The sequence below is a fragment of the Komagataeibacter saccharivorans genome (assembly GCF_003207825.1).
Classification (GTDB): domain Bacteria; phylum Pseudomonadota; class Alphaproteobacteria; order Acetobacterales; family Acetobacteraceae; genus Komagataeibacter; species Komagataeibacter saccharivorans.
The window spans coordinates 141,350-168,296 of sequence record NZ_NKTY01000005.1; the positions used below are offsets into that span (position 1 = coordinate 141,350).

The window sequence follows — 26,947 nt, forward strand, 5'->3', positions numbered from 1 at the left end:
GCGCAAACAGGGATGGTCCTGCTTCAGTCCGCCGTCACGATGGTGGTGAAACGTCCCTCGCCCCGCATGACGCGGGAAAAGGCATCAGGTTCGTGAATGTTGAATACCACGATAGGCAGCCGGTTTTCACGCGCAAGGCTGATGGCCGCCGCATCCATGACATTGAGGTCATTGGCCAGCACGTCACGGTAGGTCAGGGTATCATAACGCTGCGCGTCAGGGTTCTTGCGCGGATCGTCTGAATAGACGCCGTCAACCTGCGTACCCTTGAACAGGGCGTCACATTCCATTTCCGCCGCACGCAGCGCAGCCCCCGTATCGGTCGTGAAGAACGGGTTGCCGGTGCCGGCGGCGAAAATGACCACGCGGCCCTTTTCCATGTGCCTGACCGCGCGGCGGCGGATATAGGGTTCGGCAATGGAGGACATGTGGATGGCGGTCATGACGCGCGTGGGCACGCCGTGGCGTTCGAGCGAATTCTGCATGAGCAGCGCATTGATGACGGTGGCCAGCATCCCGGCGTAATCGCCCTGGGCGCGGTCCATGCCACGGGCTGCTGCGGCCATGCCACGAAAGATGTTCCCGCCGCCAATGACCAGACAGACCTCGATACCCGTGCTGGCGACCGCTGCGACATCTGCCGCGATGCCATCAACCGTCGCCGGATCGACCCCGTACGACCCGCTGCCCATCAGGGCCTCCCCCGATACCTTCAGAAGGACGCGCTTGTAGGGGGGAACGTGGGGTTTGACGGGCTGGGTCATTGGTCCTCGGAACAGATCAGGCAAACAGGGCAAGGAACGGGCAGGCCACCCGGCCATGCCCTGTCATATAGAGGGAAGCCCCCCCCCACAAGCCGATGATGCCCCTCTTTTAAGGATTCAGGATGCGTCATCCAGGCCGATGGCGCGCAGGCGGGCGCGCTCCTCATCCCATCCGGCGCGTTCCTTCACATTCAGGAAAAGATGGCATGTGCGCCCCAGCAGGCGGCCCAGTTCGCGCCGCGCCTTTTCGCCTATGGCGCGAATCCGGCTGCCGCGCTCGCCAATCAGGATCGCCTTGTGCGACGCCCGCGCCACGTAGATGGTGACATCGATGCGGACCGAGCCATCGGGCCGTTCTTCAAACCCTTCGGTCTCGGCAGTGGCGGAATACGGCACTTCCTCATGCGTCTGCAGGAATATCTGCTCACGCACCAGTTCGGCCGCGAGCAGGCGGTCAGGCAGGTCGGTCAGGTCATCTTCGGGGTAGAGATAGGGGCCGAGGGGCAGTTCGGTCGCCAGACGGTCCATAAGGTCGTCCACCCCTTCGCCTGAGCGGGCGCTGACCATGAACACATGCTCCACCGGCAGGATGGCGGACAGTTCCGCCGTCAGCGGCAGCAGCGCGTCGCGCCGCACCAGATCGGTCTTGTTCAGCACCAGCCACAGCCTGCGCTTCTGTTCCGCAAGGCGGGTGGCGATGGCACGCAGCGCATCGGTCATGCCCGCGCGCGCATCGACGATCAGCATGGTGATGTCCGCATCTTCCGAACCCGTCCACGCGGCAGCGACCATGGCACGGTCGAGCTTGCGCTTCGGCTGGAAGATGCCCGGCGTGTCAACCAGCAGCATCTGCGTCTGCTGGCGCATGAGGATGCCCAGCACCCGAAAGCGCGTCGTCTGCGCCTTGGGGCTGACGATGGACAGCTTGGTCCCCGCCATGCGGTTGAGCAATGTGGACTTGCCCGCGTTGGGCGCCCCCACAATGGCCACGAACCCGCAGCGTGTCGTGTTGTCCTGATCCAGCCCAGTCATTATTCGTGCCCTTTACGGTGCGTGGAGGCGTTGGCCTGCCTGTCCGCGCCAAGCTGGCGCAGCAGGTCGGATGCGGCGTCGCTTTCGGCCGCGCGCTTGCTTCCGGCTACGCCCTGCCCGGTTTTTCCCTGTGCGTCCACCGCAATGACGAAACGCGGCGCATGCGATGGGCCATCCGATGATACAACGCGGTACTGCGGCAAAGGCAGCGCGCGCGCCAGCACCCATTCCTGCAATGCGGTCTTGGGGTCCTTGGGCGGCCTGGCCTGCGCCACGATGGATTCATTCCATACCCGCCGCACGAAGCCACGCGCGGGGTCCAGCCCGCCATCCAGATAAATGGCGCCAAGGATGGCTTCCACCGCATCCGCCAGCACATTGGCGGTCTGGCGCACCCCGGCACGCGCCTCGTGCTCGGCTACGTCCAGCGCGGAATGAAGCCCCATATCCTGCGCAATCCGGGCCAGCACCGTGCGCGAAACCAGATGCGCGTGCCGGGGGCCAAGCGCGCCTTCCTGCTCATCGGGAAAGCGTTCGAGCAGCCATTCCGCCATAAGCAGGCCCAGCACGCGGTCGCCTATGAATTCCAGCCGCTCGTTGGACCCGGCCCCACGCTGCGCCGTGCCCTGACGCGCGCGCCTGCCGCCATTGCGCTCATGCGCGGCGGAGCGGTGCGTCAGGGCGCGCAGCAACAGTTCGGGCCGGGTGAAATGATAGCCAAGACACCCTTCCAGCCGTTTGATTTCGGCTGCGGGCACACCTGCGGCCTGCATATCAGCGAACCCCCATGAACAGCCTGTTCCACCGGATTTCAGCAGGCCAGTACCAGAACTGCCAGAACGGATGCGCGCCATCGACAGACATGAATATCCATTTCGCCTGCCCGACCAGATTTTCCATGGGCACGAAGCCCAGATCCTGCGGCTCGTCCCCCATGAAGCGGCTGTCGGCGCTATCATCGCGGTTGTCGCCCATGGCGAAGAAATAGCCCGGCGGCACGACATATTCGGGCGTGTCGTTCTTGCCGCCCTCATCCGTCAGTTTCAGGATGTCATGCGCAACCGGCCCATGGCCGCCACTACCGGGCAGGATCTCGCGGTAGCGATCCCCCTCCATGTGGGTGCGGTGTTCATCGATCGCCACATATTCGCCTTCCGGCTCACGCGGGACTTCCTGACCGTTGAGGTAAAGCCTGCCCATACGCATCTGGATCACATCGCCGGGCAGGCCGACAATGCGCTTGATGTAATCAATGGACGTATCCTTGGTGAACCGGAACACGGCCACGTCACCACGATGGGGCAGGCTGTTGAATATCCGGCCTTCGAACAGGTTTGGCGAACCGGGCAGAGAAAAGCGGGAATAGCCGTAGCTGTATTTTGCCACCCACACATAATCGCCCACCTGTAGCGTCGGGATCATGGAGGCGGAGGGGATATTGAACGGCTCGAACAGTACGGTACGCACACTGATGGCCAGCACCCCGGCAATGACGATGGTGCGCAGCAGTTCAAGCAGACCGCCCTCGCGGCGCGATGTCCCGGCCTTGGGAGAGGAAGAAAATGTCTTGTTATCGTCCATTGGCATAAGCGCTCTTTAATCCGGATCTGGTATCGACCGGGCACGGACCGCCGGACGAATAACGTGCGGATCAAGCCCACGCACCCCCGCCGTGTCAAGCATTGCCCTTGCGGAAGGGAATGGGATCAGTCCGCAGCGGCCTTTTCCGCCATGATCATGACCTGCGCGAAGGCGTAGGGATGCTCGTCCGTCATCGTCAGGAAAATCCGCGCGGCATGTCCGGCAGGCAGCAGCGTTTCCAGCCGCGCCAGCGCACCGCCGGTCAGCCGCATGACAGGCTGGCCACCGGGCAGGTTTTCGACCCCCATGTCGTGATGGAACACGCCCTGCGCGAACCCCGTACCCAGCGCCTTCGCACAGGCTTCCTTCGCCGCCCAGCGCTTGGCATAGGTACCCAGTCGGGCGGTTCCCTGCCTGCGCTCCGCCGCTGCCTGTTCCCGGTCCGTGAAGACCCGTTTCAGGAACCTGCCATCATGACGCGCCAGTACCGTCTCGATCCGCCTGACATCGCACAGGTCGGAGCCTATGCCGATCAGCATGACCTAACCCCTTGCCCGTTCAACCTGAACCACGCCCTTGGCGGAACGCAGCCCCACCATGATGGCGGTCAGGTGCCGCAGGTCGCGCACTTCGATATCAGCAAGGATTTCCATGAATTCAAGCTGACGGTTGACGATACGCAGGTTGGCCATGATGCCTTCATGCTTGGTGGCGATATTGGTCAGTGTCGCCAGCATGGCCGGTTCATTGGCCGTCACCACGCTCAGCCGCCCGGTATGGTGCCCGGTCGCATTGCGGGCGATCAGGTCGTAATCCCAGTCGAGGTCCATGAAGCGTTCAGGCGTTGCGGCAAAGGTTTCCAGCGTCTGGCACCCCAGCGTATGCACCGTGATCCCCTTGCCGGTCGAGACGATCCCCACGATCCGGTCGCCGGGCAGCGGATGGCAGCATCCGGCGAAATGCACCGCCATACCCGCACCCACGCCCGCCAGCGCCATGCCCGCTGCCGGTCTGCGCCGCCCTGCGGCACCACCGGACGCCCCGGCGGAGGAACGCATGGACAGGCCCGGCACCATACGCGGCGCACGCGGGGCGCGGCGCAGTTCGGGATAGGCAAGCTGCACCACTTCCCGCGCGGACTGGTTGCCATTGCCCACGGCCACATACAGGTCGGCCACGGTCTGCAGGCGCAGGTCCTTGAGCAGGCTGTCCAGCACCTTTTCCGATCCGTCCACCCCTTCCTGCCGGAACGCCTTGGCCAGCGCTACGCGGCCACTTTCCAGATGGGCTTCACGCTGCTGCAGGGCGACATGACGGCGGATACGCGCCCGCGCCTTGCCGGTAACGACAAAGCGTTCCCACGACGGCGAAGGCGTGCCGCCGCGCGCGGTCATGATCTCGACCTGATCGCCGTTCTGCAGTTCATGGCGCAGCGGCATGAGCCGCCCGTTTATGCGCGCACCCACACACGCATCGCCAACCTGGCTATGCACGGCATAGGCGAAATCGACCGGCGTCGCCCCACGCGGCAGGGGAATGAGCTGCCCCTTGGGGGTAAAGCAGAAAACCTGATCCTGATAGAGTTCGAGCTTCGTGTTCTCGAGGAACTCGTCGGGGGCTGCCGAATCTTCCAGAATGTCCAGCAGGTCCTGCACCCAGCGCAGCCCGGACACGACACCCCTGGCCGCGCCATTGGCGCCCGCATCGGGCAACTGTTTGTACAGCCAGTGCGAGGCCACGCCGTTTTCGGCCACGTCGTGCATTTCCGCCGTGCGGATCTGCACCTCGATCTTCTGGTTGCGCGGATGGCGCAGCGTCACCCCGGTATGCAGGCTCTGGTAACCATTGGCCTTGGGGGTGGAAATATAGTCCTTGAAGCGCCCGGCAATGACCGGATAGGCGCCATGCACCGCCCCAAGCGCGATATAGCAGGCTTCCCGCGATGGAACGATGATGCGGAACGCCATGATGTCGGAAAGCTGCTCGAACGCGACATTGCGCCGCTGCATCTTTTCCCAGATGGAATAGGGCGTCTTTTCGCGCCCGGTCACATCCACGCCTTCCACCCCGGCATCGGCGCACAGGGCCAGAAGTTCGCGGCGGATTTCCTCGATAACGTCAGCACCCTGCCCGCGCAGGTAATTGAGGCGGGCGCGGATGGTCGCCATCGCTTCCGGCTCAAGTGCCGCGAAAGACAGGTTCTGGAGTTCGCCCTTCACCTTGTCCATGCCGATACGACCGGCAAGGGGGGCGTAGATTTCCATGGTTTCGCGCGCGATGCGCTGCCTGCGGTCCAGACGCTGCACGTAATGCAGCGTGCGCATGTTGTGCAGGCGGTCCGCCAGCTTGACCAGCAGCACGCGGATATCGCGCGACATCGCAAGCACGAGCTTGCGGAAATTCTCGGCCTGCTTGGTCCGGTCGGACTGAAGCTCCAGCCGCGTCAGCTTGGTGACGCCATCAACCAGTTCGGCAACCGTATTGCCGAATTTGTCGCGCAGTTCCTGCTGGGTGACACCCGTATCCTCGATGGTGTCATGCAGCAGGGCTGTAATGATGGATGCGGTATCGAGGTGGAAGCCCGCCAGTATGTTGGCGACGGCCAGCGGGTGGGTGATGTAGGGATCACCGTTGTCGCGCGCCTGCCCGGCATGGGCGGCCTGCGCCACCGCGAAGGCCCGCCGGATCAGGTCCGCATCGGCCGACGGGTCATAAGCGTGGATGCGGCGGATCAGCCCCTCGCACGAGATGACCCGCTCCCCTTCGCCCTGCACGGCAGGCAGGGCCACCGCACCCTCGGTCACTCCACCTGTGGCAGGCACAGGCATGGAAGAAGATGTCGTTTCCGATCTGACCGGGTCAGTCACCTTCCACCCTTTCGCCAGATGTTACCGGCCCCGTCCGCTCAGGGCCGCCTCGACAGAGGCTTCAAGTTCTTCAGCCGTCATGCCGCCGGAATTGCGGGCCTCTTCCTCGGCCGAGACATCCTGCAGGCCGAAGATGTTCTGTTCGGTCGGGATCAGGTCGACCACTTCCTCATCGGCAGGCTCCGGCTCGGGCGCGCGGGCCAGGGAGCGGACGAGGTCGCTGCGGATCTGGTCCAGACCGACGGTCTGGTCAGCAATTTCGCGCAGGGCGACGACGGGGTTCTTGTCGTTATCGCGGTCAACCGTCATTTCCTCGCCCCGGGACAGGGCGCGCGCACGCTGGGCAGCCAGCAGCACCAGTTCAAAACGATTGGGAACCCGCTCAACGCAGTCCTCGACAGTGACGCGTGCCATCAGGCCTGAACTCCGGTTATTAATTGGTTACGTGGATCAGAATTTACCTTACTAGCCCCACCCCTGTCCTGATGCAAGCATTCAGTCGGCGGGCGTGGCCTTCATCACGGCGATGTCCTGATCCGCCACGCCGGGCAGGAAGGCGTCAAGCCCCTGCCCCGTAACCGGATCGCGCCAGTCGGGCATGACATCGCGCAGCGGCAGCACGACGAAGGCCCGCTGCGTCGCGCGCGGGTGTGGTATAACGGGGTCAGGACTGGCGCGCACCAGATCGCCCATGGAAATGATATCAAGATCAAGCGGCCGGGCGGCATTGACCACCGTACGCCTGCGCCCGGCGCGGGCCTCGATTTCATGCAGACGGGCCAGCAGGCCAGCAGGATCGATCCGGCCCGACAGCCGCACGATGCCATTAACATAAGGTGGCTGGCCCGATGGTGGCACGGGCGCGCTTTCATACCAGCGCGACACCGCCACGACCGACAGGCCGGGAATGCGCCCCAGTTCGTCCACCGCCCACAGGCAGGTGGCAGCCGCAGTTTCACCACTTTCGCGCGGCAGGTTCGCGCCCACCGCAATCACGATATCCGTAAGGGAAGCAGGAGGTTGCAGCATTGTCATATGAAAACTGTATTCCGGGCGTTCACGGTCGGTTAGTAATTCCCCCCACAGGAAACTTCTGGAAGGCAACCGGCTTCATACACCATGAATCATTATGTCCGACAACTTTCACTTCGATGCCCGAATACATACCCATAACGAAATTTAACGTGACCGCGACATCTCCACTTTCTTGTTTCAGGGACTGACCGTAAATGTTTTTTCAACCACAGGATCGGCTCTGCCTCTTCATAGATGGCACCAGCCTGTATTCCGCATCCCGCAACCTTGGATTTGAAGTCGACTATCGCAAGCTGCTGCAGTTTTTCCGCTCGAAATCAAACGTCCTGCGCGCCTATTACTATTCCGCCGTACTGGACACCGAAGAATATTCTCCGCTGAAGCCCCTGACGGACTGGCTGGTCTATAACGGCTATACGCTGGTGACCAAGAACGCGCGGGAATTCATCGACCATAACGGCCGCCGCCGGGTGCGCGGCAACATGGATGTCGAACTGACGGTGGACATGATGGAAATGGCCCCGCATATCGACCATGCGGTGCTGTTCAGCGGGGATTCCGATTTCCGCCGCGTGCTGGAAGCCGTGCAGCGTCAGGGCGTGCGGGCCACCGTGGTCGGATCGATCAAGACCACGCCGCCGCTGATTGGTGACGAACTGCGCCGTCAGGCCGACCAGTTCATCGAACTGGCGGATATCGCCACCCATTTCATGCGTCGCCAGATTGAAAACCGGCCCCAGCGCGCGCCTGCGCCGCCCGTTCGCCACCCGGCGGACCAGATGAGCGAAAACGACGACGAATAACGGCCATCCCCGCCCGGACAGCCGGGCGGGGAACCTGCCTTCAGCCCTGTAACTGCAATACCTTACGGGTGCGCTCACGCACCTGCGCGCACATCTGCGCATCCTGCCCCAGTCGCGTGCCGAAGGACGGCACGATCTCACGCAGGCGGGCATCCCACTGCGGCATGCGGCTGGCGAAGCAGCGCTGCAGCACCGTCAGCATGATGGGGGCCGCCGTGGATGCGCCGGGGGATGCCCCCAGCAGGGCCGCCACGGACCCGCCGGCACCGGTCACGACCTCCGTCCCGAACTGAAGCACGCCGCCGCGTGTCGCATCTTTCTTGATGACCTGCACGCGCTGGCCCGCGGTAATCAGTTCCCAGTCTTCCTTGCGGGCGGTGGGGACGAAATCACGCAGCGCCTTCATCCGGTCCTCATTGGACTGGAGAACCTGCTGGATCAGGTATTTTGTCAGCGCCATGTTGTCGCGGGCGACCGCCATCATGGCCCCGATATTGTCCATGCGAATCGAGCGCGGCAGATCCAGCCACGATCCCGACTTCAGGAACTTGGTCGAGAACCCGGCATACGGCCCGAACAGCAGCCCGCGCTGTCCATCGATCACGCGGGTATCGAGATGCGGCACCGACATCGGGGGCGCACCAACCGACGCCTTGCCGTACACCTTGGCATGATGGCGGGCGACGACATCGGGATTGGTGCAGCGCAGGAACTGCCCGCTGACCGGGAAACCGCCAATGCCGTGCGCTTCGGGTATGCCACTTTTCTGCAGAAGCGGCAGCGCGCCACCACCCGCACCAATGAACACGAACTTCGCGCGCACCTTGCGCTCCGCCCCACCATGCATGGCGCGGACCGATACATCCCATTCATTGTTGCCTGCGGGCTTCAGGTCCTCGACTTCATGGGCGAGGTTGAGTTCAAAGCCGGGCTTGCCCTGCAGAAGCTGGATCAGGCGGCGTGTCAGCGCACCGAAATTCACGTCCGTTCCCGCCGGGTGCCATGTGGCGGCAAGCGGCTGGCCCGGCGCGCGGTCCTGCATGACCAGCGGCATCCACTGGGCAAGCTGCGCCTCATCGGTCGAGAAGGACATGCCTTCGAATAACGGATGATCCTGCAACGCCGCATGCCGCCTGCGCAGGAAATCCACGTTTTCCGGCCCCCAGACGAAGCTCATATGCGCGATGGGGTTGAGGAAATCGCGCGGGGAGGCGATCTGTCCCGTTTCCACAAGATAGGACCAGAACTGACGCGAGATCTGGAAGGCTTCGTTGACCGCGACCGCCTTGGAAATATCCACATTCCCGTCCGGGCGGAGCGGCGTGTAGTTCAGTTCGCACAGGGCGGAATGACCCGTGCCCGCGTTGTTCCACGCATTGGAACTTTCCAGCGCCACATCATCGAGCCGTCCGAACAGGGCAATGGACAGGTTGGGCTCAAGCTGCCGCAGCAGCGCGCCCAGTGTTGCACTCATGATCCCGCCGCCAATCAGGACCACATCATAGGTGGAAGCGGAGGATGAGGGATTCGAGGTCATGGCTTTCTCCGGATCGGCATCGGAAACCCGCTGCGTGGCTGTTCATCGGCTGGACCGGGCAGCCACCCGGCGGCGCGGGGAACCCGGCCTGTTTCATACGTTCATGTCTGACGGCGGCGGTGGCGCGCATGGGGTGCCCATACCGGCCGGAGTGTCGCCGTCGTCATTTCTGTCAGCCCTTTCCTTGCCACCATGTGGGACGAGGCGGGGCATCATCTCTGCGCGAGGAACCCGGTCCATCGCATCGCCCCACGGCGGACGCAGGGACGCGCAACCGCGCCTGCCGCCCTGAAGGCAGGCCCCGGCCCCATGGACACTATCGCGCGAGCGGGCCGCCCCTCCTTACACACATCACATCGCAGCGTCATCCGCATTGATCCATGCTGGCCACCGGATTCCCGCCATAGCCGTGGCGGATCATGACGGCGGCCACCAGACACGACAGCATGCGCACGGGTACCGGGTCGGCCCGGCTGGTCAGGATGACGGGCACACGCATGCCCATCACGATGCCTGCGGCCTGTGCCTGCCCGATGAATGTCATCTGCTTGGCCAGGATATTGCCTGCCTCCAGATCCGGGGCGACCAGAATATCCGCAAGCCCCGCCACGGGGGACACCACGCCCTTGCATGCGGCGGCTTCGGGACTGATGGCGTTATCGAAGGCCAGCGGCCCGTCAAGGATGCCGCCGGTGATCTGCCCGCGTTCGGCCATCTTGCACAGGATCGCCGCGTCCAGCGTAGAAGGCAGCGCCGGGTTGACCATTTCCACTGCCGAGAGCAGCGCGACCTTCGGCTGGTCCAGCCCCAGCATGCGGGCAAGGTCGATGCTGTTCTGGACGATATCACGCCGCATATCGATTTCGGGGGCGATGTTCACCGCCCCATCCGTAACCAGCAGCACGCGCGGGGCCTGCGGGGCGTCGATTACATACACATGGCTCATGCGGCGGGTGGTGCGCAGCCCCCCTTCGTGATGGCCGAGTTCATGCAGGAAGATGCGGGAGTGGAGCGAGCCTTTCATCAGGGCCGCCACCTTGCCCCCATGGGCCATCTGCACGCCATGGCGGGCTGCGTCCTCCGGCGTTGCGACATCGGCAATATGGCACGCGGTCAGGTCGATCCCGGAGGTTGCGGCCATCTGGCGGATCAACGCCGCCGGACCGATCAGCGTCGGCACGGCCAGACCACGCGCCGCGATGCCAGCCGCGGCCTGCAACGCCGGCACGCTGCATGGATAGACCACGCCCAGTTGCATGGGGGGATGGCTGGCTATGGTCTGGGCAAGATCGTCAAAAAAACGCAGGGACCGCATCATCTCTATTCTTTTTCCGGTTACGGACTGGCCGTTGGTCCTGATGCCACAGCCCCCCGGCCTTCCCTGCCATCATCTTTATGCGAGGCCCCTGCCCCGCGTGACATCCCTGCGTGACCTCATGCATGCTGGGCGTCACTCTGGCGCAGGTCCCCCACAACCGGACCGTGTGCATTCAAACCAAGGAGAACACGCATGTCCACCGCTCCCCTGATCGGTTTTGTCGGATTCGGCGCCATGGCCTCCCGCATGGGCGCAAATCTGGTGAAGGCAGGATACCGGATCGCCGCCTATACCCCGTCGGGCAAGGGCGGAGACGGCAGCACGCGCTTTGTGCCCACGCCGCGCGCACTGGCGCAGGAAGCCGATATCCTGATCGCCTGCGTGCCTGATGATGAAGCACTTGCCAGCGCCCTGCACGGCCCCGATGGCGCACTGGCCGGGCTGAAGGCCGGTGGCCTGCTGATCAATACCAGCACGGTCGCACCGGAAACCTCCGTCGCGCTGGCGCAGGAATGTGCGACGCGCAACATCGCCGTCATCGACGCCCCGGTGGCGGGCAGCACGCCGGAAGCGGAATCGGGCAATCTCGTCATCCTCGCAGGTGGCACGGCGGACGAAATCGCGCGCGCGCAGCCGGTTTTCGATGCCATAGGCCGCCTGACCATCCATGCCGGCCCGGCGGGCAGCGGGTCGAAGCTGAAACTGGTCATCAACGGCATCATGGGCGCGACACTCGCCGTCGTGGCGGAGGGGGTGACCTATGGTCTGGCCGCAGGACTTGACCGGAGCATGCTGTTCGATGCGCTGGATGCGGTGCCGGTCATCTCCCCCCACCACAAGCGCAAGCTGAAAGCTGCGAAGGAAGGGGATTTCAGCCCGCAGTTCCCCACGCGCCTCATGCAGAAGGACATGCGCCTGCTCATGACCGATGCGGCCCGGCAGACCGCCCCGCTGCCAGCGATGGCCGCCGCAACGCAGAGCCTGTCACTCACCCGCCGTCGCCACCCGAACGAGGATTATTCCGCCCTGTTCGCTGTCATGGAAAGCCTGGTGACCAACACGCCCTGACCGCCTGCCCCATGCCTGCCGGGAAAATACTCAGGCGTGGGTTCCTATATTCGGCGGCGCAGCAGGGCGCGCATGACGGCCAGCCTGTCACCCAGACCGCGCGGCTGCGTGCCTTCGCCCCGAATGGCATGGGGACGCATGTCGCGCAGGCCCAGTATGGCAGGCAGTCCAGCCGACATGGCGGCACGCGGCAGGCGCGCGCCCTCGCCGCGCACCATCGCCAGCCAGTCCCGCCCCTGCTGGCGCAGTCCATCGCGCAGGGTGGCGATCTGGGTGGCTGTCGCCTGCCCGGTGCGCAGGCCATCACGGGTCAGGCCGGTTTCGGCCAGCATATCATCCGGCAGGGGGCAGCGCCCGCCGTGCAGCACGACAGGCAGGTAGCGCACCAGCGCGCCCACGCCATAAATCCCGCCCATCAGCCGGATGCGCGCCAGTTGTTCCGCATCGGTCACGCCAGCGGCTTCGGCCATGGCGACCTGCACGCCGCCCGCGCCGTCCAGCATGCTGGCCTGCCATGTCGGCCTGTCCGGCAGGCCATCGAGTTCACATTCCCGTGCTGTAATGATGCCATCCAGCGTTTCACGCCGCACGGCCCCACGCGCCAGCAGGTCAAGGACGGCGCGTGCCGTGTCATGGCGCTGCGCGTTGCCGCTTTCCAGCACGTCACGCCACCATTGCAGGCGGATCAGCCCCGCCATGGGACCGGCGACCGACCATGAAGCCGATGTACCCACCGCCCGGATACATTCATGGTTGAAGGTAATCAGCGTCAGGGCTGCGATACGGGCGGCAGGGGGCAGGAACAGCGAACAGAAGAAACGGTCCGGGTCGACCTGACGCGCGGCCTGCATGGTGGAAAAGGCCACTTCCCCGGATTGGGGTGCATCCATCTGGCCGGTCATGGCGTTTGCCCCACGAGGGAACGGAGGGGCATGGTCATAGGACCGTCACTTGACGCACCCGCTCCGCCCCCATAGCAATCTTGGTATGGCGGTCGCAGGCCGCCCCTTGCACTTCCCAGGAGAATGTTCATGGCTTTTGAATTGCCGTCCCTTCCCTTCGCCTACAATGCGCTGGCCAACCGTGGCATGTGCCAGGAAACGCTGGAACTGCATCATGACAAGCATCATCAGGCCTATGTGACGGCCCTGAACGGCTTTGTCGAATCCAAGCCGGAACTTCAGGGCAAGTCGCTCGAGGAAATCATCCTGACGGTCAAGGGCAAGCCTGACCTGGCGCCGGTGTTCAACAATGCGGGACAGCATTGGAACCACATCCTGTTCTGGCACAACCTGTCACCGGCTGGTGGGGCGATTCCCGATTCCCTGTCCAGGAAGCTGGTCGAGGATTTCGGCAGCATCGAAAAGTTCAAGGCTGACTTCAAGGCAGCCGCCGCATCGCAGTTCGGCTCGGGCTGGGCATGGCTGGTGCTGGCTTCCGACGGCAAGCTGAAGGTGACGAAGACCGCCAATGGCTCCAACCCGCTGGCCGAAGGCCAGGGCAAGGTGCTGCTGGGTCTGGATGTGTGGGAACACTCCTACTACCTCGACTTCCGCAACCGTCGCCCCGACTACATCGTCAACTACCTGGACAAGCTGGCCAACTACGAGTTCGCCGAAGCGCAGCTCCAGTCCGCCTGATCCCCATCCATCAGGCACGATGTGGAAAACCCGGCCTTGCGCCGGGTTTTCTGTATCCGCGTCCTGAAATCTTCATTCCCTGCCGTCTTATCGCGTGTCCCGCCCCAGCGTACGCAGCGGCGTGCCGCGCATGAGTTCGGTCTCGATCTGTTCCAGCGTCATGCCCCGTGTTTCGGGCACATGACGGATGACCATCACCATGAACAGCGCGTTAAGCGTTGCATAACCCCACAGCACCCGGTTCGTGCCGAAGATTTCCAGACCGCTGAGGAACGTGGCGCTGACCAGCAGGTTGGCGATCCAGTTGGCGCAGGTGGAACACGCCATGCCGAACTCCCGCCCCCGCAGCGGCAGGATTTCGGCACAGAGCAGCCATGCCAGCGGACCGGCGGAAAAAGCGAACGCCGCCACGAACAGAAGCATGAACGCCCCCATCAGCAGCCGCATGCCCTCCGTCGGGGGTTCGCCGCCCGCGAACATGATGGCCTGTCCCGCCATGGCCACCGCCATGAGCGCGAAGCCGCAGATCAGCATGGGCCTGCGTCCCACCCGGTCCACACATGTCATGGCGATGGAGGTGGACAGGAAATTGATGATCCCAACCCCGACCGGCCCCCACACCTGCACATCGTGCCCATACCCCGCCAGCCCGATGATATGGGGGCATAATACAGGACCGCGTTGATGCCGGAGAACTGCTGCGCCACCTGTAACGCCACGGCGAGCCACAGCCCGCGCCGGCAGTTGGGGTTGTTGATGAAACTGGTAATGCCGTCCCCGCGCGTTCCCAGCCGCGCCATGATCGCATTGCGTTCCGCCGTGACCAGCCGGGGCAGGCCCCGCAGTTCGATCAGCACACGGCGCGCATCCCGTTCGCGTCCCTGCGCCAAAAGCCAGCGCGGGCTGGGCGGCAGGAACAGCACGCCCATCATGAACACAAGGCCCGGAAAGCCCACGATGCCCAGCATCCACCGCCATCCCCCGAAATAGGAAAACAGCCCGTCGGACACGAAAGCGGACAGCAGCCCGAGCGAGATCATGAGCTGGTAGCCCAGTATCATCGCACCCCGGCGGCCTGAATCTGCGATTTCAGCGATGTAGAGGGGGGTGACGAAGGTGGTCGCCCCGGTAGCCATGCCCAGCAGCAGCCGGGCGATCAGCAGTGCGCGGAAGGTCTCGGCTTCAGCGCATAACAGCGGGCCGAATATGAACAGCCCGGCAGTCAGGACCAGCGTGCGCTTGCGACCCCATACGTAGGACAGCCACGCAGCGCCGATCACGCCAAACGCAGCACCCAGCAGCATGATGGCGACAACCGATTCGCGCTGGAAATCCGACAGGATGAATTCCTGCGCCACCAGATCCAGTGCGCCGGACATGACCCCCGTATCCAGCCCGAACAGGATGCCGGACAGGGCTGCAAGCCCGGCGGCCAGTCCCGCCCGCCCACGTATCGCTGACCCGGTCCGGACGGCGGGGCCAGTCTGCGCGATGCCGGACTGCCTGTGCATTATGCCTCCATCTGCTTTCAGTAAAGAACGGCACAACGCAGTGGAAGTTCGCCCCCAATCGGCCAGGAAGGGGCGAAAAGGTGGGATCAGGCGTCTTTTGCGGTCTTTTCCGGCGCACTGTCATTGGCCGGGGTGGCGGAGCTTGTGATGACCGAGCTTATGGTGTCACGCAGCACCATCACACGCACGCCCGCCGCGATTTCGATCTCGACCTCGTTCGACTCCGCCTGCACCTTCTGCACCACGCCAATGATGCCGCCCCCGGTCAGCACGCGGTCACCACGACGCATGGCGGCAAGGCTGTTGCGCAACTGCTTCTGCTTGAGCTGCTGCGGGCGGATCAGCAGAAAATAGAAAATGGCGAACATGGCCACGTAGGGCAGCATCGCCATAAGGCCATCAGCACTCAGGAAACCGCCACCGGCGGACTGGGCATGGGCGGGCGTGGTCAGGAAATCGTTGAAAATGGAAGGCATTGCTATCTTTCCGGCACAAGGGGAAACTGAACGGGTTGCAGGTTTGTCATGCGGACCATAGTTTTCGCCTGTTTCCCGTCAAGGCGTTCGCCTGCCGCAACTGGCCAACGCGCTCCGGATCACCCGGTGGCATGCCCACCGTATTCGCCATGCTGAATCAGGATCGACGATGGACAGCAACACCCTGCCCCTGCTTGAACGTATTGCCGCGGCCCTTGAACGGCTTTCGCCGCCTGCCCCCTCCCTTGCCGGGCTGGACGGGGCGGATGCCTTCATCTGGCATCCCTCGCTGGGACGGCTGACCCCCGTGCCCCATGTCGCGCATGTCGAGATGGAACTGCTGCAGGGCATCGCACGGCAGCGCCAGATGATACTGGACAACACGCTGCACTTCGCACGCGGGCTTCCGGCCAATAACGCCATGCTGTGGGGGGCGCGGGGGATGGGTAAATCCTCGCTGGTCAAGGCAGCGCACGCGCAGGCCAACATGGTGGACGGCAGACCCGCAAGCCCCGGCAGGGGGCGGCTGGTGCTGGTGGAAATCCAGCGCGAGGATCTGGCCACCCTGCCCGAACTGCTGGCCCTGCTGCGGTCCAGTCCGCGCCGGTTCATCGTATTCTGCGATGACCTGTCGTTCGAACGCGAAGACGCGGACTACAAGGCCCTGAAATCCGTTCTGGATGGCGGCATCGCGGGGCGGCCGGAAAATGTGCTGTTCTACGCCACATCCAACCGCCGTCACCTCATGCCGCGCGAGATGATCGAGAACGAAAGCTCGACGGCGATCAACACCTCCGAAGCGACGGAGGAAAAAGTATCGCTGTCAGACCGCTTTGGCCTGTGGATCGGTTTCCATAACTGTGCGCAGGATACGTTCATGGACATGGTCCGGGGCTACGCCAGGGAACGGAAGCTGCCGATCGGCGATGAAGAACTGACCCGGCGGGCCAATGCGTGGTCGCTGGCGCGGGGCGGGCGGTCGGGCCGCGTCGCATTCCAGTTCATCGAGGATCTGAGCGCCGAACTCGCCCCCGGCCTGTAATTACACCATCCACCCCGCCCCCGTTGCGACAGCATCGGGCAGGCGGGGAAAACCACGGCGATAGATTACAAAATAATTAAAAGACTGAACCATTTGCCCTGCCCGTAAAAAACATCCTTAATATCGCCGTGGTGGCAGGATACGGTTGGGAACAAGTGCCCCCTTGCAATCGGCATCCCGCCCCATGGCACATCCGGCTGCCATGCCCCGTTAACAGTCAAGAGAGACAATGGATCAGTCGTCACCGCCTGACAGCATGCAGTCCACCGCCCCGGTCAACGGGCGGGACCTGCGCCGAATCCGTGCCAACCCCGATTTCTGGTATCCCGTTGCCTGGTCACGGGAACTGAAACCGGGCAAGACCATCGGCACCCGCTATGCGGGGCAGCCCATAGCCCTCGTACGTCCCCGCGAAGGGGGCAGTGTTTTCGCGCTGGAAGACCGGTGCGCCCACCGGCAGGTCCCGCTCAGCAAGGGACAGGTCAAGGGTGACTCCGTACAGTGCTGCTACCACGGATGGGCCTATGGCCGTTCGGGCCGCTGCATCGACGTGCCCTACCTTGGCAAGGGCAAGCTGCCCAACGGGGTGCGTACCTATCCCGTGCGGGAAATGGATGGGCTGATCTTCGTCTTTCCGGGCGATGCGGCCAAGGCGGATACAACACCCCTGCCCCGGCTGGCGGAAGTTGCGAACCCGGCCTACAAGACCCGCCGTTTCGGCCAGCTTGTGAACTGCCACTACAGCTTCATGCATGAAAACCTGATGGATATGAACCATCAGTTCATGCACATGAAGCAGATGGGCCAGATGAAGCCGCGCTTCCTGGGGCAGGAACGCGGACCGGGACTGGTGGAAGCCCGCTACAGCTTCGCACGCACCGGCGGCAAGCAGCCGCTGGGGGAAGCGCTGATCTTTGGCCAGAAGCGCGACAACAGCGAGAAATTCGCCTTCCGCGATGTCATGACCATCCGCACGGTCTATCCCTACCAGACCCTTCATATCCAGACTGGCGACAATGCCCCGGTCATGGATCTGTGGATCGCCTATGTGCCGCAGGATGAAGCCGAACTGACCAACCGGGTGTTCGGGCTGCTGTCCATCAAGCGGCCGGGCATTCCGGGCGTTCTGGATCTGGCATGGCCGTTCCTGACCGCGTTCACCGAACGGATCTTCCGCGAAGACCGGGAAATCGTGGAACTGGAACAGGCCGCGTGGAACGAACAGGGCGGCGACCGGAATCAGGAAATCTTCCCCGTCATCTGCAACCTGCGTTCGCTTCTGGCGGAATGCGGGCTGCCCGCGGATCAGGATACGCCTGCGCCGATCGCCACAGGTGCGCCCCAGCCGCATGCCTGAACGCAATGGACAGGGAACCGGCCCCGTGCTGGAGGCCGGTGAATACAGGCTGCGTGAAGTCCGCATGTCCGATGCCGGGACCATGCACAGGCTGATCAATGACTGGAGCGTGGTGCGGATGCTCAGCCGCGTTCCGTTCCCCTACGCCCTTTCCATGACCGAGGAATGGATCGCCGCCACCATCGAGCAGGCCCGGCGTGGCGAAGCCTATCACTTCGCCATCACCTGCCCGCAGTCGGACCAGCCTGATGCGCTGATCGGCTGCATCGGGCTGCGCATCAATCCAGCCGACCGGTCCTGCACGCTGGGCTACTGGGTCGGGCGCGCGCACTGGAACCGCAAGGTTGCCAGCACGGCGGCGGGACGGCTTGCCCGCTGGGCGCTGGCCAATCTGCCGGTGGACCGCCTTACGGCATCGGTCGCCCATGACAACCATGCTTCGGTCGCGGTCCTGCACCGCATCGGCTTTCGTGAAAACGGGACGGGATCACAGGAATTCGTCTCACGCGGGGGGGAATATCCCGTCCGCCTGTTTGAAGCGCGTCATGCCGACTTTGCCGGTGAAGGCGAAAACGGGGCGGCGGAAACCGCACCGGATGGTGGCCGCAAGATCGTGCTGGTGGCGGCTGTCGCACTGGTCGATTCGGATGCGCGTGTCCTGCTGGCCCGCAGGCCGGAAGGCAAATCCATGGCTGGCCTGTGGGAATTCCCCGGTGGAAAGGTCGAGGCGGGCGAAACACCGGAAGAGGCGCTGATACGCGAACTGGATGAGGAACTGGGGCTGGATGTCGCCCGCTCCTGCCTTGCCCCGTTCACGTTCATTTCCCACGATTACGGGCATTTCCATCTTCTCATGCCCGTCTATGTCTGCCACCGCTGGAAAAATACACCCACCCCCCGCGAAGGGCAGAAACTGGAATGGGTGCCGGCCACCGGGCTGCGTGATTACCCCATGCCCGATGCCGACCGCCCGCTGGTCCCGCTGCTGCAGGACCTGCTGTAGCTTCTAGCCCTTCGTAATATCTGGCAGCGCTGCCATCTCGGCCATTTCGGTGGCCGGGAACATGGTGGGCACCTGACCCGCCACCTCCACCGCCATGCTGAACAGGCCACCCGCCTGCGGCAGGGTTGCCAGACGCCCGTCTGGCGTGTTCTTACGCGCGGTGGTGATGTACACGGTCCGCAGGTCAGGCCCGCCAAAAGCCACTTTCGTCACGTTCTGCGCCGGAACGGTGATGGGTTCGAGCCGCATGCCGTCCGGCTGAAAGCGTTCGATCCGCCCCCCGTTCCATACCCCGACCCACAGGACACCCGCGCTGTCGACCACCACGCCATCGGGATAGCCATCCGCCAGACGGGCAAAGACGCGCCGGTTGGTCAGTTCCCCGTCTGCCGCCAGATCAAAGACATAGATGATCCCGGCAGGGGAATGGTTGTGATACAGCTTCGTGCCATCGGGAGAGATGGCAGGCCCGTTGGTGACGATATACCCCTCGTCATGTCGCTGGACACACAGCCCATCGGGCTTGCGGGTTACGGAATACAGCGCACCCGTGGGCGTGCTTTCGCCATCATCCATGGTGCCGAACCACAGCCGCCCCATGGAATCCACACAGCCATCATTGATCCGGTTGCCCGGCAGGCCCGGTTCCACCGCGACCTCGCACCGAAAATCGCCGGATGCCGGGTCGAAACGGTACAGGCCATCTTTCAGCCCGCACATCAGCGTCCCGTCACTGACCGGCACCACGAAACCGGGCCGTTTCGGCGTGGGCCATGATGACCGTGCCCCTGTGGCGGGATGAAAACGATGGATGGCGTGGCCCACGATATCGACGAAATACAGCGCCTGTTCACGCGCGGACCATACCGGCCCTTCCCCCAGTTGCGCCTGAATGTCCCATACGCAACGTGGTTGTAGCATTGCTGCCGTGTCCATGGCTTCTCCTTCCGGTTGGCGGCCTGTCGTTATAGGATGGGGAGAAAATGCTCCTGCCCGCAATATAGTGGAATGTGCTTCATGAACCCCACCGCCTGCCTGCTGGTCATAGGCAACGAGATCCTGTCCGGCCGGACACAGGACGTGAACGTGCAGTATATTGCACGCCGCCTGTCCGAAACCGGGATTACCCTGAGCGAAGTCCGCATCATACCGGACATCCGCGCGGTCATCGTGCGCACCGTGACCGAAGCCCGTGCTGCTTACGATAATGTGTTCACCACCGGCGGCATCGGGCCGACGCATGACGATATCACCTCCGCCTGCGTCGCGGAATCGTTCGGCGTGCCATGGGTTCACCACGCAGAAACCTTCCGCCTGCTGGAAGCCCATTTCGCACCCGGTGAATTCAACGCCGCCCGTCAGCGTATGGCCACGATGCCGCAGGGGGCGGTACCAATCCGCAATTCCGTATCGGTCGCTCCGGGCTTCAGCATGGGAAACGTGCATGTCATGGCGGGTGTGCCCCGCATCATGCGCGCCATGTTTGAAGAAGTGCTGCCCACCCTGCCCCACGGCACGCCGGTCACGTCACGGGCATGGCATGCGACAGGACTGTATGAAGGCGCACTGGCCGCCCCGCTTGAAGCGATCCAGAATCACTACCCCACCATTGATATCGGGTCTTATCCCTACCGTCTGGATGAAACCCAGCGCGGGGTGTGCCTGCTGTGCAAGGGAACGGATGCGCAGGCCGTATCGTCCGCCGCCACTGCCGTGCGCGACATGATCGCACGACTTGGCTTCGAGCCGTATGAAGGCGAACCGGCCAAAAGCTGAAATCAGGACCGTGCCAGTAACCTGCCCCAAGGCAGGCTGCTGGCACGGAGCCGACAATCAGGCTACGGCCTCACGCCCCATGGCAAGGAATTTTTCCCGTCGCTGCGCCTTGAGCAGCGCGGGATCTTTCGCCAGCAACGCGGGCAGCTCGGCTGCGATGGCGTCACCCACGGCGCGAATCGCAACCTGCGGTTCACGCTGCGCGCCACCCAGGGGTTCGGGAATGATCCGGTCGATCAGACGGAGCTGAAGCAGGTCCTGCGCCGTAAGCCGGAGCGCATCGGCGGCAGTGGCGGCCTGCTTGGGATCACGCCACAGAATGGATGCACACGCTTCGGGGGAGATGACGGAATAGATCGCGTGTTCCAGCATCATCACGCGGTCGCCCGCACCCAGCGCCACGGCGCCGCCAGATCCGCCCTCACCGATGACGGTGGCAATGACCGGCACGGGCACGGTCAGGCAGGTTTCGATGGAGCGGGCGATGGCTTCCGCCTGGCCGCGTGCTTCGGCATCGATACCCGGCCATGCGCCGGACGTGTCGATAAAGGTCAGGACCGGCAGGCCGAATCGTCCCGCCAGTTTCATCAGGCGCTGCGCCTTGCGGTAGCCTTCCGGTCGGGCCATGCCGAAATTATGCTTCAGCCGCGTTTCGATTTCCGCGCCGCGCTCGGTCCCGATCACCACGACCGGCTGGTTACGGAAACGCCCGATACCGCCGATGATGGCCTTGTCCTCGCCAAACAGGCGATCACCGGCCAGCGGCGAAAATTCGGTAATCAGCGTGCTGATGTAATCGACCGTATGCGGCCGCTGGGCATGCCGCGCGACCTGCACCTTCTGGCCCGGGGTCAGCTTGGCATAGGCGGCACGCAACTGCCGGTCGGCTTTCTCGCTCAACCGGGTGATCTCTTCCGCAATGTTGATCCCGTCCGGACCGGACATCCTGCGAAGCTCGTCGATCTTGTTCTCAAGCTCGGCGACCGACTTTTCGAAATCTAGAAACTGGCGCATGCGCTGCCGATAGCACAGCCTGCACGCCAGCCAAACATTTTCACGCAGGGAATTTTCCCTGCCGTGCATTTTTACCTATTCCGTATCCGCCGCCATGGTTTCCGACAGCGGGTGATGCGCCGCCACCGCATCGCGCAGCCGGTCAAGCATGACATGGGTATAGATCTGGGTCGTCGCGATATCCGCATGCCCCAGCAGCACCTGCAACGCACGCAGGTCCGCGCCATGGGCCAGCAGATGGGTGGCGAAGGAATGGCGCAGTACATGGGGCGAAAGCCGCTGCGGGTCCAGTCCCGCGCGCAGGGCAACGTCATGCAGGATGCGGTCGAATCCCTGCCGGGTCATGGGTTGGCTTTTTCCCCTGCCGGGAAACAGGAAGGGACTTCCACGCGCGGAATCGATGTCCATGAGCGCATGCGCCGCCGCACGCGCACGCGCGGACAGGGGCACCATCCGTTCCCGCCCCCCTTTGCCGCGCACCAGTATCATACCCGGCGCGGCCTGTAGCGCACGGCGCGGCAGGGACAGCAGTTCGGATATGCGCAGGCCCGACGCATACAGCATTTCCAGCGCCGCACGCGCCATAAGCCGCCGCCGCCTTCGCGCAGGCGTTGCATCCGCATCCGGTTCACACGCCGCAAGCAGGGTCGTGACTTCCCCTTCCGACAGGAAGCGCGGCAGCGGCGCATCCAGCCTGGGCGCCTCCAGCAGGGCGGCGGGGTTGTCCGGTCGCAGTCCCTCACGTGCAAGGAACAGGAAATACTGCTTCAGGCATGACAGCCTGCGCGCCTGCGTGCGCGGGGCCAGCCCCTGCCCGGCCAGACCGGACAGATATTCCCGCAGGTCGCCTTCCCCCGCATCCAGCGGCGTAAGCCCGCGCGCAGCCAGTTCACGCCCCATATCCGCCAGATCGCGGGCATAGGCGCGGATGGTATTCAGCGCGGCGCCACGTTCAGCCGCCAGCATTTCCAGAAAGGCATCGACGGCGTCCATGCCCATATCGCCCGCAGCCTAGTGCGCGGGGGCCAGCGGGGCGACCGGCAGGGCGCTTGCCACGCCCATCGGGGCGGCGATCGGAGCCGGGGCGGGGGCCGCCGCCATCGGGATATCCTTGTGCACGTCATGCGCCACCAGCGCGGGCGGAAACGCACCCAGCGAGACAAATGCCCCCACGCCGCACACCGCAACGACGCCGATCACGGCAATAAAAATACGGACCATCCAACCGCTTCCCATATCCTGCAGATGCCGGTGTTCCGCTGCCGGGGCTGGCGGAGCGCCCACCCGCCCCATGCGGGGCCGCCCCTGACCGCGGACTCTACCGGTTCCGTCCTGCTGTATGTTAGGTTGCCGTTCATGTCACGCCCGATTCCCCCCGACCGGCCCAGTCCGGAGGACCCATCCCTCACCATCCCCCTCGACCTCAATGCCGTTGGTCCCACCACCCCGTGGCGCGAAGGCAGCGGACGTACCATCGTGCTGGTGGGGCTGATGGGGGCGGGCAAGACGACCATCGGGCGCATCCTGTCCGCGCGGCTGGGCATGCCCTTTGTCGATTCGGATGAGGAAATCGAACGCGCCGCCGGCTGCACCATTGCCGACCTGTTCCACAGATATGGCGAACCGGAATTCCGCCGGGGCGAAAGGCTTGTCCTGCGCCGCCTGCTGTCGGGACCGCCGGTGGTGCTGGCGACAGGGGGCGGGGCATTCATGGACGCACGGACGCGTGCAGGTATACGCGAGCATGCCGTTTCCGTCTGGCTGCGCTGCCCGCTACCGGTTCTGGTGCAGCGCGTGGCGGAACGTACGCACCGGCCGCTGCTCAACGCCGCACCGCCCCATGCGGTGCTGGCAGATCTCATGCGCATACGCCATCCCGTCTATGCGGAGGCTGACATCATCGTGGATTGTGGAGACGACAACGTGGAACATAGCGCCGAGCGCGTCATACAGGCCCTGAAACACAACCAGCAGCCCCTGCGCGTGCCCGTGCGGCTGGAACGGGCCAGCTACGATGTCATGATCGGCCCGGACGTGATCCGCCGCGCAGGCGCGCTGCTGGCCCCGGTTCTGCCGCAGAAGCGCGTCATGATCCTGACGGACGAAACCGTTTCCCCCCTGCACCTGCCCCGTCTGCTGGAAGGGCTGGAGGAAACCGGCATCCGCGCCGAGGTCATCACCATCCCCCCCGGTGAGGGATCAAAAACCATCAGCATGTATGAGCGCGTGACCAACGCCCTGCTGGAAGCGCATGTGGAGCGTGGCACCACGGTCGTCGCACTGGGCGGCGGCGTTGTGGGCGATCTGGCGGGTTTCTGTGCCGCGACCACGCTGCGCGGCCTGCCTTTCGTGCAGATCCCGACCACGCTGCTTTCGCAGGTGGATTCGTCGGTTGGCGGCAAGACCGGCATCAATACGCCGTTTGGCAAAAACCTGCTGGGGGCCTTCCACCAGCCCATCGCGGTGCTGGCCGATACATCCACCCTTGCCACCCTGCCGGTGCGCGAACTGCGCGCGGGCTATGCTGAAATCGTCAAGTCCGGGCTACTGGGCGATGCGGGACTGTTCGACTGGTGCGAACGCCATGGCGCGGGCGTGCTGTCGGGCGATCCTGCGGCCCAGGCCGAAGCCATCGGCATGGCCTGCGCGTTCAAGGCACGGGTGGTAAGCGATGATGAACGCGAGGAGCGCAAGGCCGATGGCCGCGCGCTGCTCAATCTTGGCCATACCTTCGGCCACGCGCTGGAAGCGGAAATGGGCTACAATGGCAGCCTGCTGCATGGGGAAGCCGTATCCATCGGGCTGCGGCTGGCCTTCATGCTGTCGGTCCGGCTGGGCTACTGCGCGGCGGCGGATCTGGACCGCGTGACATCCCACCTTGAACGCCTGTCCATGCCTGCGCGGATCAGCGATACGGGGCGCAATTTCTCCGCCACGCAACTTGTGCGCAACATGCAGCGCGACAAGAAAATGCGCGACGGACGCCTGTCCTTTGTTCTGGTGCGCGGCATTGGCCGGGCCTTCACCTGCCGTGACGTACCCGATGACGCCGTGATCGAGGTCCTGCGCGCTGATGGCTGCACACCCTGATCCGCCCATCACCGCCATGTGACTTTTTTACAACGCGTTACCCCTTCCCCTGACAGCGGGAAGGGGCATTTACCTTATTTCAATCCTTGCACCGCACAACGATCGGGCCATGGCCCCTGTGCGGACAGGACCAGTTCCCCTTTCCCGCACAGACCCATCGGCACAGCGATAACGGCCCGAAGGCCGATTGTGTCAACCTGTATCAGGCCGATGTGGAACATGCCCCCATTTTCCACCAACACGAAGCCGCCTGATCAAGCTTCAAGGATGGGAACATGAGTCTTCGCGCGGCTTTACTGGCGACTCCCATAATCGCGGCCCCGGCGGCTGCCGCCATGGCCACGACCATTACGGGTCCCTATGTCGATATCGGGGGCGGCTACAGCCTGACCCAGACCCAGCATGTCCATAATTACGATGTGGAGCGGCGTGACGCCATAAACAACACCTACCTTAACGGAGCGTCGCCCGCCATCGTCCGCGATTTTGACAAAGGGATCGACCCCGGCCTGCATGAACGCGAACAGGTGCGCCATGGTGCCGGATGGACCGGTTTCGCCGCCTTCGGCTGGGGCTTCGGCAATGGCCTGCGGGCCGAGGTGGAAGGGGTCTATAACTGGTCGGACCTGAGCAGCATCAGCGCCACCACGGGCGACCCGAAAGGGCACCCCATGCATGGCAGGACCAATGGCAGCGACCGGTCCTATGGCGGCTTCGTCAACGTGCTGTATGACATTGACCTCAAGCGTCTGTTCAACATTGACGTGCCCGTTACCCCCTTCGTCGGTGTCGGTGCCGGTTATCTGTGGGAAAACGTGAACAGCACCACCGCACTGCAGACCGCCATCAGCCAGCATGGCACCAATGGCAGCTTCGCCTATCAGGGTATCGTGGGCGCCGCCTATGACATCCCCGGAGTTGCCGGGCTGCAGATGACCACCGAATACCGCATGATCGGACAGGTCGAATCCTTCGATAACGGCTTCATACAGCAGTCCTATTCCGGCCCGCTGGGTCATGACAGCACCCGACTCCGTTATGACCAGCGCTTCAACCACCAGTTCATCGTGGGCGTCCGCTACGCCTTCAACACTGCGCCGCCACCACCCCCGCCGACCCCCGCCGTCGTGCCGCCCGCGCCGACAGCAGCCCGCACCTATCTGGTATTCTTCGACTGGGACGGCTCCGCCCTGACCGGTCGTGCGCGTGAGATCGTGGCAGAGGCCGCTCAGGCTTCCACCCACATCCAGACCACCCGCATCGAAGTCAACGGCTACACCGACAACTCCGCGGCCCATCCCGGCCCGCGTGGTGAGAAGTACAACATGGGTCTGTCCCTGCGTCGCGCTGACAGCGTGAAGGCGGAACTGATCCGTGACGGCGTGCCCGCCAATGCCATCGACATCCATGGCTACGGCGAAGCACACCCGCTGGTGCCCACAGGTCCAGATACCCGTGAGCCCCAGAACCGTCGTGTCGAGATCATCCTGCACTGATCGGAACCGAAACGGCCTGCAAACGATATTCCTGATCAGGCAGAGGGGGAATGCACCGGCATTCCCCCTTTCCTGTCGAATCGTCCGGGCCTGAAACGGAAGAAAGCAGAGGTCTTCCGTTTATAATAATGACCTATGCAAAATAAGGAGATCTATCGGCAATATCGGAAAAACCCTTATAAACTCACGTCTTTTGATTGGCATCACCAAAGATACCCGTGACATATGTGTTTTTTTGGTCACACCCGTCCGGCTTGCACCATTTAGCCCATTCTCAAGCCGCTTCAGACACGCTAAGCCCCGCATCATAGCTTGCGGGTAATCTCAGGCTGCCCTGTATCGGGGCAAAACCATTGCCCGGACCACAAGAACAGGGCCCGCCCTGCAACAATAGACTTTAAGGACTTAAACATGCGTCTTCGCGCAGCGTTACTGGCAACCAGCCTGCTGGCAGCGACACCGTTCGCAGCCAAGGCCACGACCATCACCGGCCCGTATGTCGATATCGGCGGTGGCTACAACCTGACCCAGACCCAG

General features: G+C 63.7%; 25 protein-coding genes and 2 pseudogenes. 10 read left to right on the forward strand and 17 right to left on the reverse strand.

The genetic code is table 11. The features are described from left to right. Window positions 1-23 precede the first annotated feature (23 nt). The 8 genes from pyrH to folK all read right to left on the reverse strand — a co-directional run bounded on the left by pyrH (window position 24) and on the right by folK (window position 7,279). Window positions 24-764 carry a UMP kinase gene (pyrH, locus tag CFR79_RS05255; RefSeq protein WP_102324593.1) on the reverse strand — a complete coding sequence of 247 codons (741 nt, stop codon included), beginning with the start codon at window positions 762-764 and terminating at the stop codon, window positions 24-26. Between the two features lie 117 nt (window positions 765-881). Then, on the reverse strand, window positions 882-1,796 hold the full coding sequence (gene era / locus CFR79_RS05260) for a GTPase Era (RefSeq protein ID WP_102324594.1): 915 nt from the start codon (window positions 1,794-1,796) through the stop codon (window positions 882-884). After that, window positions 1,796-2,569, reverse strand: a complete 774-nt coding sequence (gene rnc / locus CFR79_RS05265) for a ribonuclease III (RefSeq protein WP_102324595.1) — start codon at window positions 2,567-2,569, stop codon at window positions 1,796-1,798. Before rnc ends, era begins: the two co-directional genes overlap by 1 nt. Window position 2,570: 1 nt before the next feature. After that, complete coding sequence (gene lepB / locus CFR79_RS05270) at window positions 2,571-3,377, reverse strand: signal peptidase I (RefSeq protein ID WP_102324596.1); 807 nt, start codon at window positions 3,375-3,377, stop codon at window positions 2,571-2,573. 125 nt (window positions 3,378-3,502) lie between these two features. Beyond that, window positions 3,503-3,916 (reverse strand): holo-ACP synthase, encoded by a 414-nt coding sequence (acpS, locus tag CFR79_RS05275; protein ID WP_102324597.1) that lies wholly within the window; start codon window positions 3,914-3,916, stop codon window positions 3,503-3,505. Window positions 3,917-3,919: 3 nt separating this feature from the next. Then, a complete protein-coding gene (locus tag CFR79_RS05280; protein WP_110547147.1) occupies window positions 3,920-6,205 on the reverse strand; it encodes a RelA/SpoT family protein in 2,286 nt (761 codons plus the stop codon). 60 nt (window positions 6,206-6,265) lie between these two features. Beyond that, window positions 6,266-6,658 (reverse strand): DNA-directed RNA polymerase subunit omega, encoded by a 393-nt coding sequence (rpoZ, locus tag CFR79_RS05285; RefSeq protein WP_102324599.1) that lies wholly within the window; start codon window positions 6,656-6,658, stop codon window positions 6,266-6,268. Window positions 6,659-6,739: 81 nt separating this feature from the next. Further along, on the reverse strand, window positions 6,740-7,279 hold the full coding sequence (folK, locus tag CFR79_RS05290) for a 2-amino-4-hydroxy-6-hydroxymethyldihydropteridine diphosphokinase (RefSeq protein WP_110547148.1): 540 nt from the start codon (window positions 7,277-7,279) through the stop codon (window positions 6,740-6,742). A gap of 194 nt (window positions 7,280-7,473) precedes the next feature. On the opposite strand from folK, the gene CFR79_RS05295 reads away from it, so the two are divergent. Next, window positions 7,474-8,082, forward strand: coding sequence for a LabA-like NYN domain-containing protein (locus CFR79_RS05295; protein ID WP_102324601.1), 609 nt, complete (start codon window positions 7,474-7,476; stop codon window positions 8,080-8,082). 40 nt (window positions 8,083-8,122) lie between these two features. Here CFR79_RS05295 and CFR79_RS05300 read toward each other — a convergent pair whose 3' ends face one another. Then, the gene (locus CFR79_RS05300) at window positions 8,123-9,619 is read right to left on the reverse strand and encodes a malate:quinone oxidoreductase (RefSeq protein ID WP_102324602.1); all 1,497 of its coding nucleotides are present in this window, start codon (window positions 9,617-9,619) and stop codon (window positions 8,123-8,125) included. Window positions 9,620-9,983: 364 nt separating this feature from the next. Beyond that, window positions 9,984-10,937: a bifunctional enoyl-CoA hydratase/phosphate acetyltransferase gene (locus CFR79_RS05310; protein WP_102324603.1), complete on the reverse strand. Its 954-nt coding sequence runs from the start codon at window positions 10,935-10,937 to the stop codon at window positions 9,984-9,986. 192 nt (window positions 10,938-11,129) lie between these two features. Between CFR79_RS05310 and CFR79_RS05315 the strand changes: the two genes are divergently transcribed. Beyond that, window positions 11,130-12,005: an NAD(P)-dependent oxidoreductase gene (locus tag CFR79_RS05315; protein WP_110547149.1), complete on the forward strand. Its 876-nt coding sequence runs from the start codon at window positions 11,130-11,132 to the stop codon at window positions 12,003-12,005. Window positions 12,006-12,049: 44 nt separating this feature from the next. Here the strand turns inward: CFR79_RS05315 and CFR79_RS05320 are convergent, their stop codons facing one another. Then, complete coding sequence (locus CFR79_RS05320) at window positions 12,050-12,907, reverse strand: squalene/phytoene synthase family protein (protein WP_110547150.1); 858 nt, start codon at window positions 12,905-12,907, stop codon at window positions 12,050-12,052. Between the two features lie 129 nt (window positions 12,908-13,036). Here CFR79_RS05320 and CFR79_RS05325 point away from each other — a divergent pair, with 129 nt between their 5' ends. Continuing rightward, entirely contained in the window at window positions 13,037-13,645 is a 609-nt protein-coding gene (locus CFR79_RS05325; RefSeq protein WP_102324830.1) for a superoxide dismutase, read from the forward strand. Between the two features lie 87 nt (window positions 13,646-13,732). Here CFR79_RS05325 and CFR79_RS05330 read toward each other — a convergent pair. Beyond that, a pseudogene (locus CFR79_RS05330) lies at window positions 13,733-15,156 on the reverse strand (sugar porter family MFS transporter). A gap of 86 nt (window positions 15,157-15,242) precedes the next feature. Further along, window positions 15,243-15,632, reverse strand: coding sequence for a preprotein translocase subunit YajC (gene yajC, locus CFR79_RS05335; RefSeq protein WP_102324606.1), 390 nt, complete (start codon window positions 15,630-15,632; stop codon window positions 15,243-15,245). 169 nt (window positions 15,633-15,801) lie between these two features. Here yajC and CFR79_RS05340 point away from each other — a divergent pair, with 169 nt between their 5' ends. From CFR79_RS05340 to mutT, 3 genes are all read left to right on the forward strand, one after another. Continuing rightward, the gene (locus tag CFR79_RS05340) at window positions 15,802-16,674 is read left to right on the forward strand and encodes an ATP-binding protein (protein WP_102324607.1); all 873 of its coding nucleotides are present in this window, start codon (window positions 15,802-15,804) and stop codon (window positions 16,672-16,674) included. A 256-nt stretch (window positions 16,675-16,930) separates the two neighbouring features. Next, window positions 16,931-18,031: an aromatic ring-hydroxylating oxygenase subunit alpha gene (locus CFR79_RS05345; RefSeq protein WP_102324832.1), complete on the forward strand. Its 1,101-nt coding sequence runs from the start codon at window positions 16,931-16,933 to the stop codon at window positions 18,029-18,031. Further along, entirely contained in the window at window positions 18,024-19,034 is a 1,011-nt protein-coding gene (mutT, locus tag CFR79_RS16325) for an 8-oxo-dGTP diphosphatase MutT (protein WP_110547161.1), read from the forward strand. The genes CFR79_RS05345 and mutT overlap by 8 nt, the downstream gene beginning before the upstream one ends. Window positions 19,035-19,037: 3 nt before the next feature. On the opposite strand, the gene CFR79_RS05355 is transcribed toward mutT, so the two are convergent. After that, window positions 19,038-19,970, reverse strand: a complete 933-nt coding sequence (locus tag CFR79_RS05355; RefSeq protein WP_110547151.1) for an SMP-30/gluconolactonase/LRE family protein — start codon at window positions 19,968-19,970, stop codon at window positions 19,038-19,040. Between the two features lie 81 nt (window positions 19,971-20,051). Here CFR79_RS05355 and CFR79_RS05360 point away from each other — a divergent pair, with 81 nt between their 5' ends. Continuing rightward, a complete protein-coding gene (locus CFR79_RS05360) occupies window positions 20,052-20,810 on the forward strand; it encodes a competence/damage-inducible protein A (RefSeq protein ID WP_110547162.1) in 759 nt (252 codons plus the stop codon). 57 nt (window positions 20,811-20,867) lie between these two features. On the opposite strand, the gene CFR79_RS05365 is transcribed toward CFR79_RS05360, so the two are convergent. The 3 genes from CFR79_RS05365 to CFR79_RS05375 all read right to left on the reverse strand — a co-directional run bounded on the left by CFR79_RS05365 (window position 20,868) and on the right by CFR79_RS05375 (window position 23,045). Then, complete coding sequence (locus CFR79_RS05365; RefSeq protein WP_102324836.1) at window positions 20,868-21,824, reverse strand: acetyl-CoA carboxylase carboxyltransferase subunit alpha; 957 nt, start codon at window positions 21,822-21,824, stop codon at window positions 20,868-20,870. A gap of 75 nt (window positions 21,825-21,899) precedes the next feature. Further along, window positions 21,900-22,823, reverse strand: a complete 924-nt coding sequence (locus tag CFR79_RS05370; RefSeq protein WP_110547152.1) for a tyrosine recombinase — start codon at window positions 22,821-22,823, stop codon at window positions 21,900-21,902. 12 nt (window positions 22,824-22,835) lie between these two features. Then, on the reverse strand, window positions 22,836-23,045 hold the full coding sequence (locus CFR79_RS05375; protein WP_102324609.1) for a hypothetical protein: 210 nt from the start codon (window positions 23,043-23,045) through the stop codon (window positions 22,836-22,838). A 135-nt stretch (window positions 23,046-23,180) separates the two neighbouring features. On the opposite strand from CFR79_RS05375, the gene aroB reads away from it, so the two are divergent. From aroB to CFR79_RS05390, 3 genes and pseudogenes are all read left to right on the forward strand, one after another. Continuing rightward, entirely contained in the window at window positions 23,181-24,914 is a 1,734-nt protein-coding gene (aroB, locus tag CFR79_RS05380; RefSeq protein WP_102324837.1) for a 3-dehydroquinate synthase, read from the forward strand. A 275-nt stretch (window positions 24,915-25,189) separates the two neighbouring features. Continuing rightward, window positions 25,190-26,410 carry an OmpA family protein gene (locus CFR79_RS05385; protein ID WP_110547153.1) on the forward strand — a complete coding sequence of 407 codons (1,221 nt, stop codon included), beginning with the start codon at window positions 25,190-25,192 and terminating at the stop codon, window positions 26,408-26,410. Window positions 26,411-26,821: 411 nt separating this feature from the next. Beyond that, window positions 26,822-26,947, forward strand: a pseudogene (locus CFR79_RS05390) (OmpA family protein); the annotation flags it as partial.

What these genes read in the sequence shown, in the direction of transcription:
- pyrH (WP_102324593.1), bottom strand. Translation starts at nt 764, where the DNA reads ATGACCCAGCCCGTCAAACCCCACGTTCCCCCCTACAAGCGCGTCCTT.
- era (WP_102324594.1), bottom strand. Translation starts at nt 1,796, where the DNA reads ATGACTGGGCTGGATCAGGACAACACGACACGCTGCGGGTTCGTGGCC.
- rnc (WP_102324595.1), bottom strand. Translation starts at nt 2,569, where the DNA reads ATGCAGGCCGCAGGTGTGCCCGCAGCCGAAATCAAACGGCTGGAAGGG.
- lepB (WP_102324596.1), bottom strand. Translation starts at nt 3,377, where the DNA reads ATGGACGATAACAAGACATTTTCTTCCTCTCCCAAGGCCGGGACATCG.
- acpS (WP_102324597.1), bottom strand. Translation starts at nt 3,916, where the DNA reads ATGCTGATCGGCATAGGCTCCGACCTGTGCGATGTCAGGCGGATCGAG.
- CFR79_RS05280 (WP_110547147.1), bottom strand. Translation starts at nt 6,205, where the DNA reads ATGCCTGTGCCTGCCACAGGTGGAGTGACCGAGGGTGCGGTGGCCCTG.
- rpoZ (WP_102324599.1), bottom strand. Translation starts at nt 6,658, where the DNA reads ATGGCACGCGTCACTGTCGAGGACTGCGTTGAGCGGGTTCCCAATCGT.
- folK (WP_110547148.1), bottom strand. Translation starts at nt 7,279, where the DNA reads ATGACAATGCTGCAACCTCCTGCTTCCCTTACGGATATCGTGATTGCG.
- CFR79_RS05295 (WP_102324601.1), top strand. Translation starts at nt 7,474, where the DNA reads ATGTTTTTTCAACCACAGGATCGGCTCTGCCTCTTCATAGATGGCACC.
- CFR79_RS05300 (WP_102324602.1), bottom strand. Translation starts at nt 9,619, where the DNA reads ATGACCTCGAATCCCTCATCCTCCGCTTCCACCTATGATGTGGTCCTG.
- CFR79_RS05310 (WP_102324603.1), bottom strand. Translation starts at nt 10,937, where the DNA reads ATGATGCGGTCCCTGCGTTTTTTTGACGATCTTGCCCAGACCATAGCC.
- CFR79_RS05315 (WP_110547149.1), top strand. Translation starts at nt 11,130, where the DNA reads ATGTCCACCGCTCCCCTGATCGGTTTTGTCGGATTCGGCGCCATGGCC.
- CFR79_RS05320 (WP_110547150.1), bottom strand. Translation starts at nt 12,907, where the DNA reads ATGACCGGCCAGATGGATGCACCCCAATCCGGGGAAGTGGCCTTTTCC.
- CFR79_RS05325 (WP_102324830.1), top strand. Translation starts at nt 13,037, where the DNA reads ATGGCTTTTGAATTGCCGTCCCTTCCCTTCGCCTACAATGCGCTGGCC.
- yajC (WP_102324606.1), bottom strand. Translation starts at nt 15,632, where the DNA reads ATGCCTTCCATTTTCAACGATTTCCTGACCACGCCCGCCCATGCCCAG.
- CFR79_RS05340 (WP_102324607.1), top strand. Translation starts at nt 15,802, where the DNA reads ATGGACAGCAACACCCTGCCCCTGCTTGAACGTATTGCCGCGGCCCTT.
- CFR79_RS05345 (WP_102324832.1), top strand. Translation starts at nt 16,931, where the DNA reads ATGCAGTCCACCGCCCCGGTCAACGGGCGGGACCTGCGCCGAATCCGT.
- mutT (WP_110547161.1), top strand. Translation starts at nt 18,024, where the DNA reads ATGCCTGAACGCAATGGACAGGGAACCGGCCCCGTGCTGGAGGCCGGT.
- CFR79_RS05355 (WP_110547151.1), bottom strand. Translation starts at nt 19,970, where the DNA reads ATGGACACGGCAGCAATGCTACAACCACGTTGCGTATGGGACATTCAG.
- CFR79_RS05360 (WP_110547162.1), top strand. Translation starts at nt 20,052, where the DNA reads ATGAACCCCACCGCCTGCCTGCTGGTCATAGGCAACGAGATCCTGTCC.
- CFR79_RS05365 (WP_102324836.1), bottom strand. Translation starts at nt 21,824, where the DNA reads ATGCGCCAGTTTCTAGATTTCGAAAAGTCGGTCGCCGAGCTTGAGAAC.
- CFR79_RS05370 (WP_110547152.1), bottom strand. Translation starts at nt 22,823, where the DNA reads ATGGGCATGGACGCCGTCGATGCCTTTCTGGAAATGCTGGCGGCTGAA.
- CFR79_RS05375 (WP_102324609.1), bottom strand. Translation starts at nt 23,045, where the DNA reads ATGGTCCGTATTTTTATTGCCGTGATCGGCGTCGTTGCGGTGTGCGGC.
- aroB (WP_102324837.1), top strand. Translation starts at nt 23,181, where the DNA reads ATGTCACGCCCGATTCCCCCCGACCGGCCCAGTCCGGAGGACCCATCC.
- CFR79_RS05385 (WP_110547153.1), top strand. Translation starts at nt 25,190, where the DNA reads ATGAGTCTTCGCGCGGCTTTACTGGCGACTCCCATAATCGCGGCCCCG.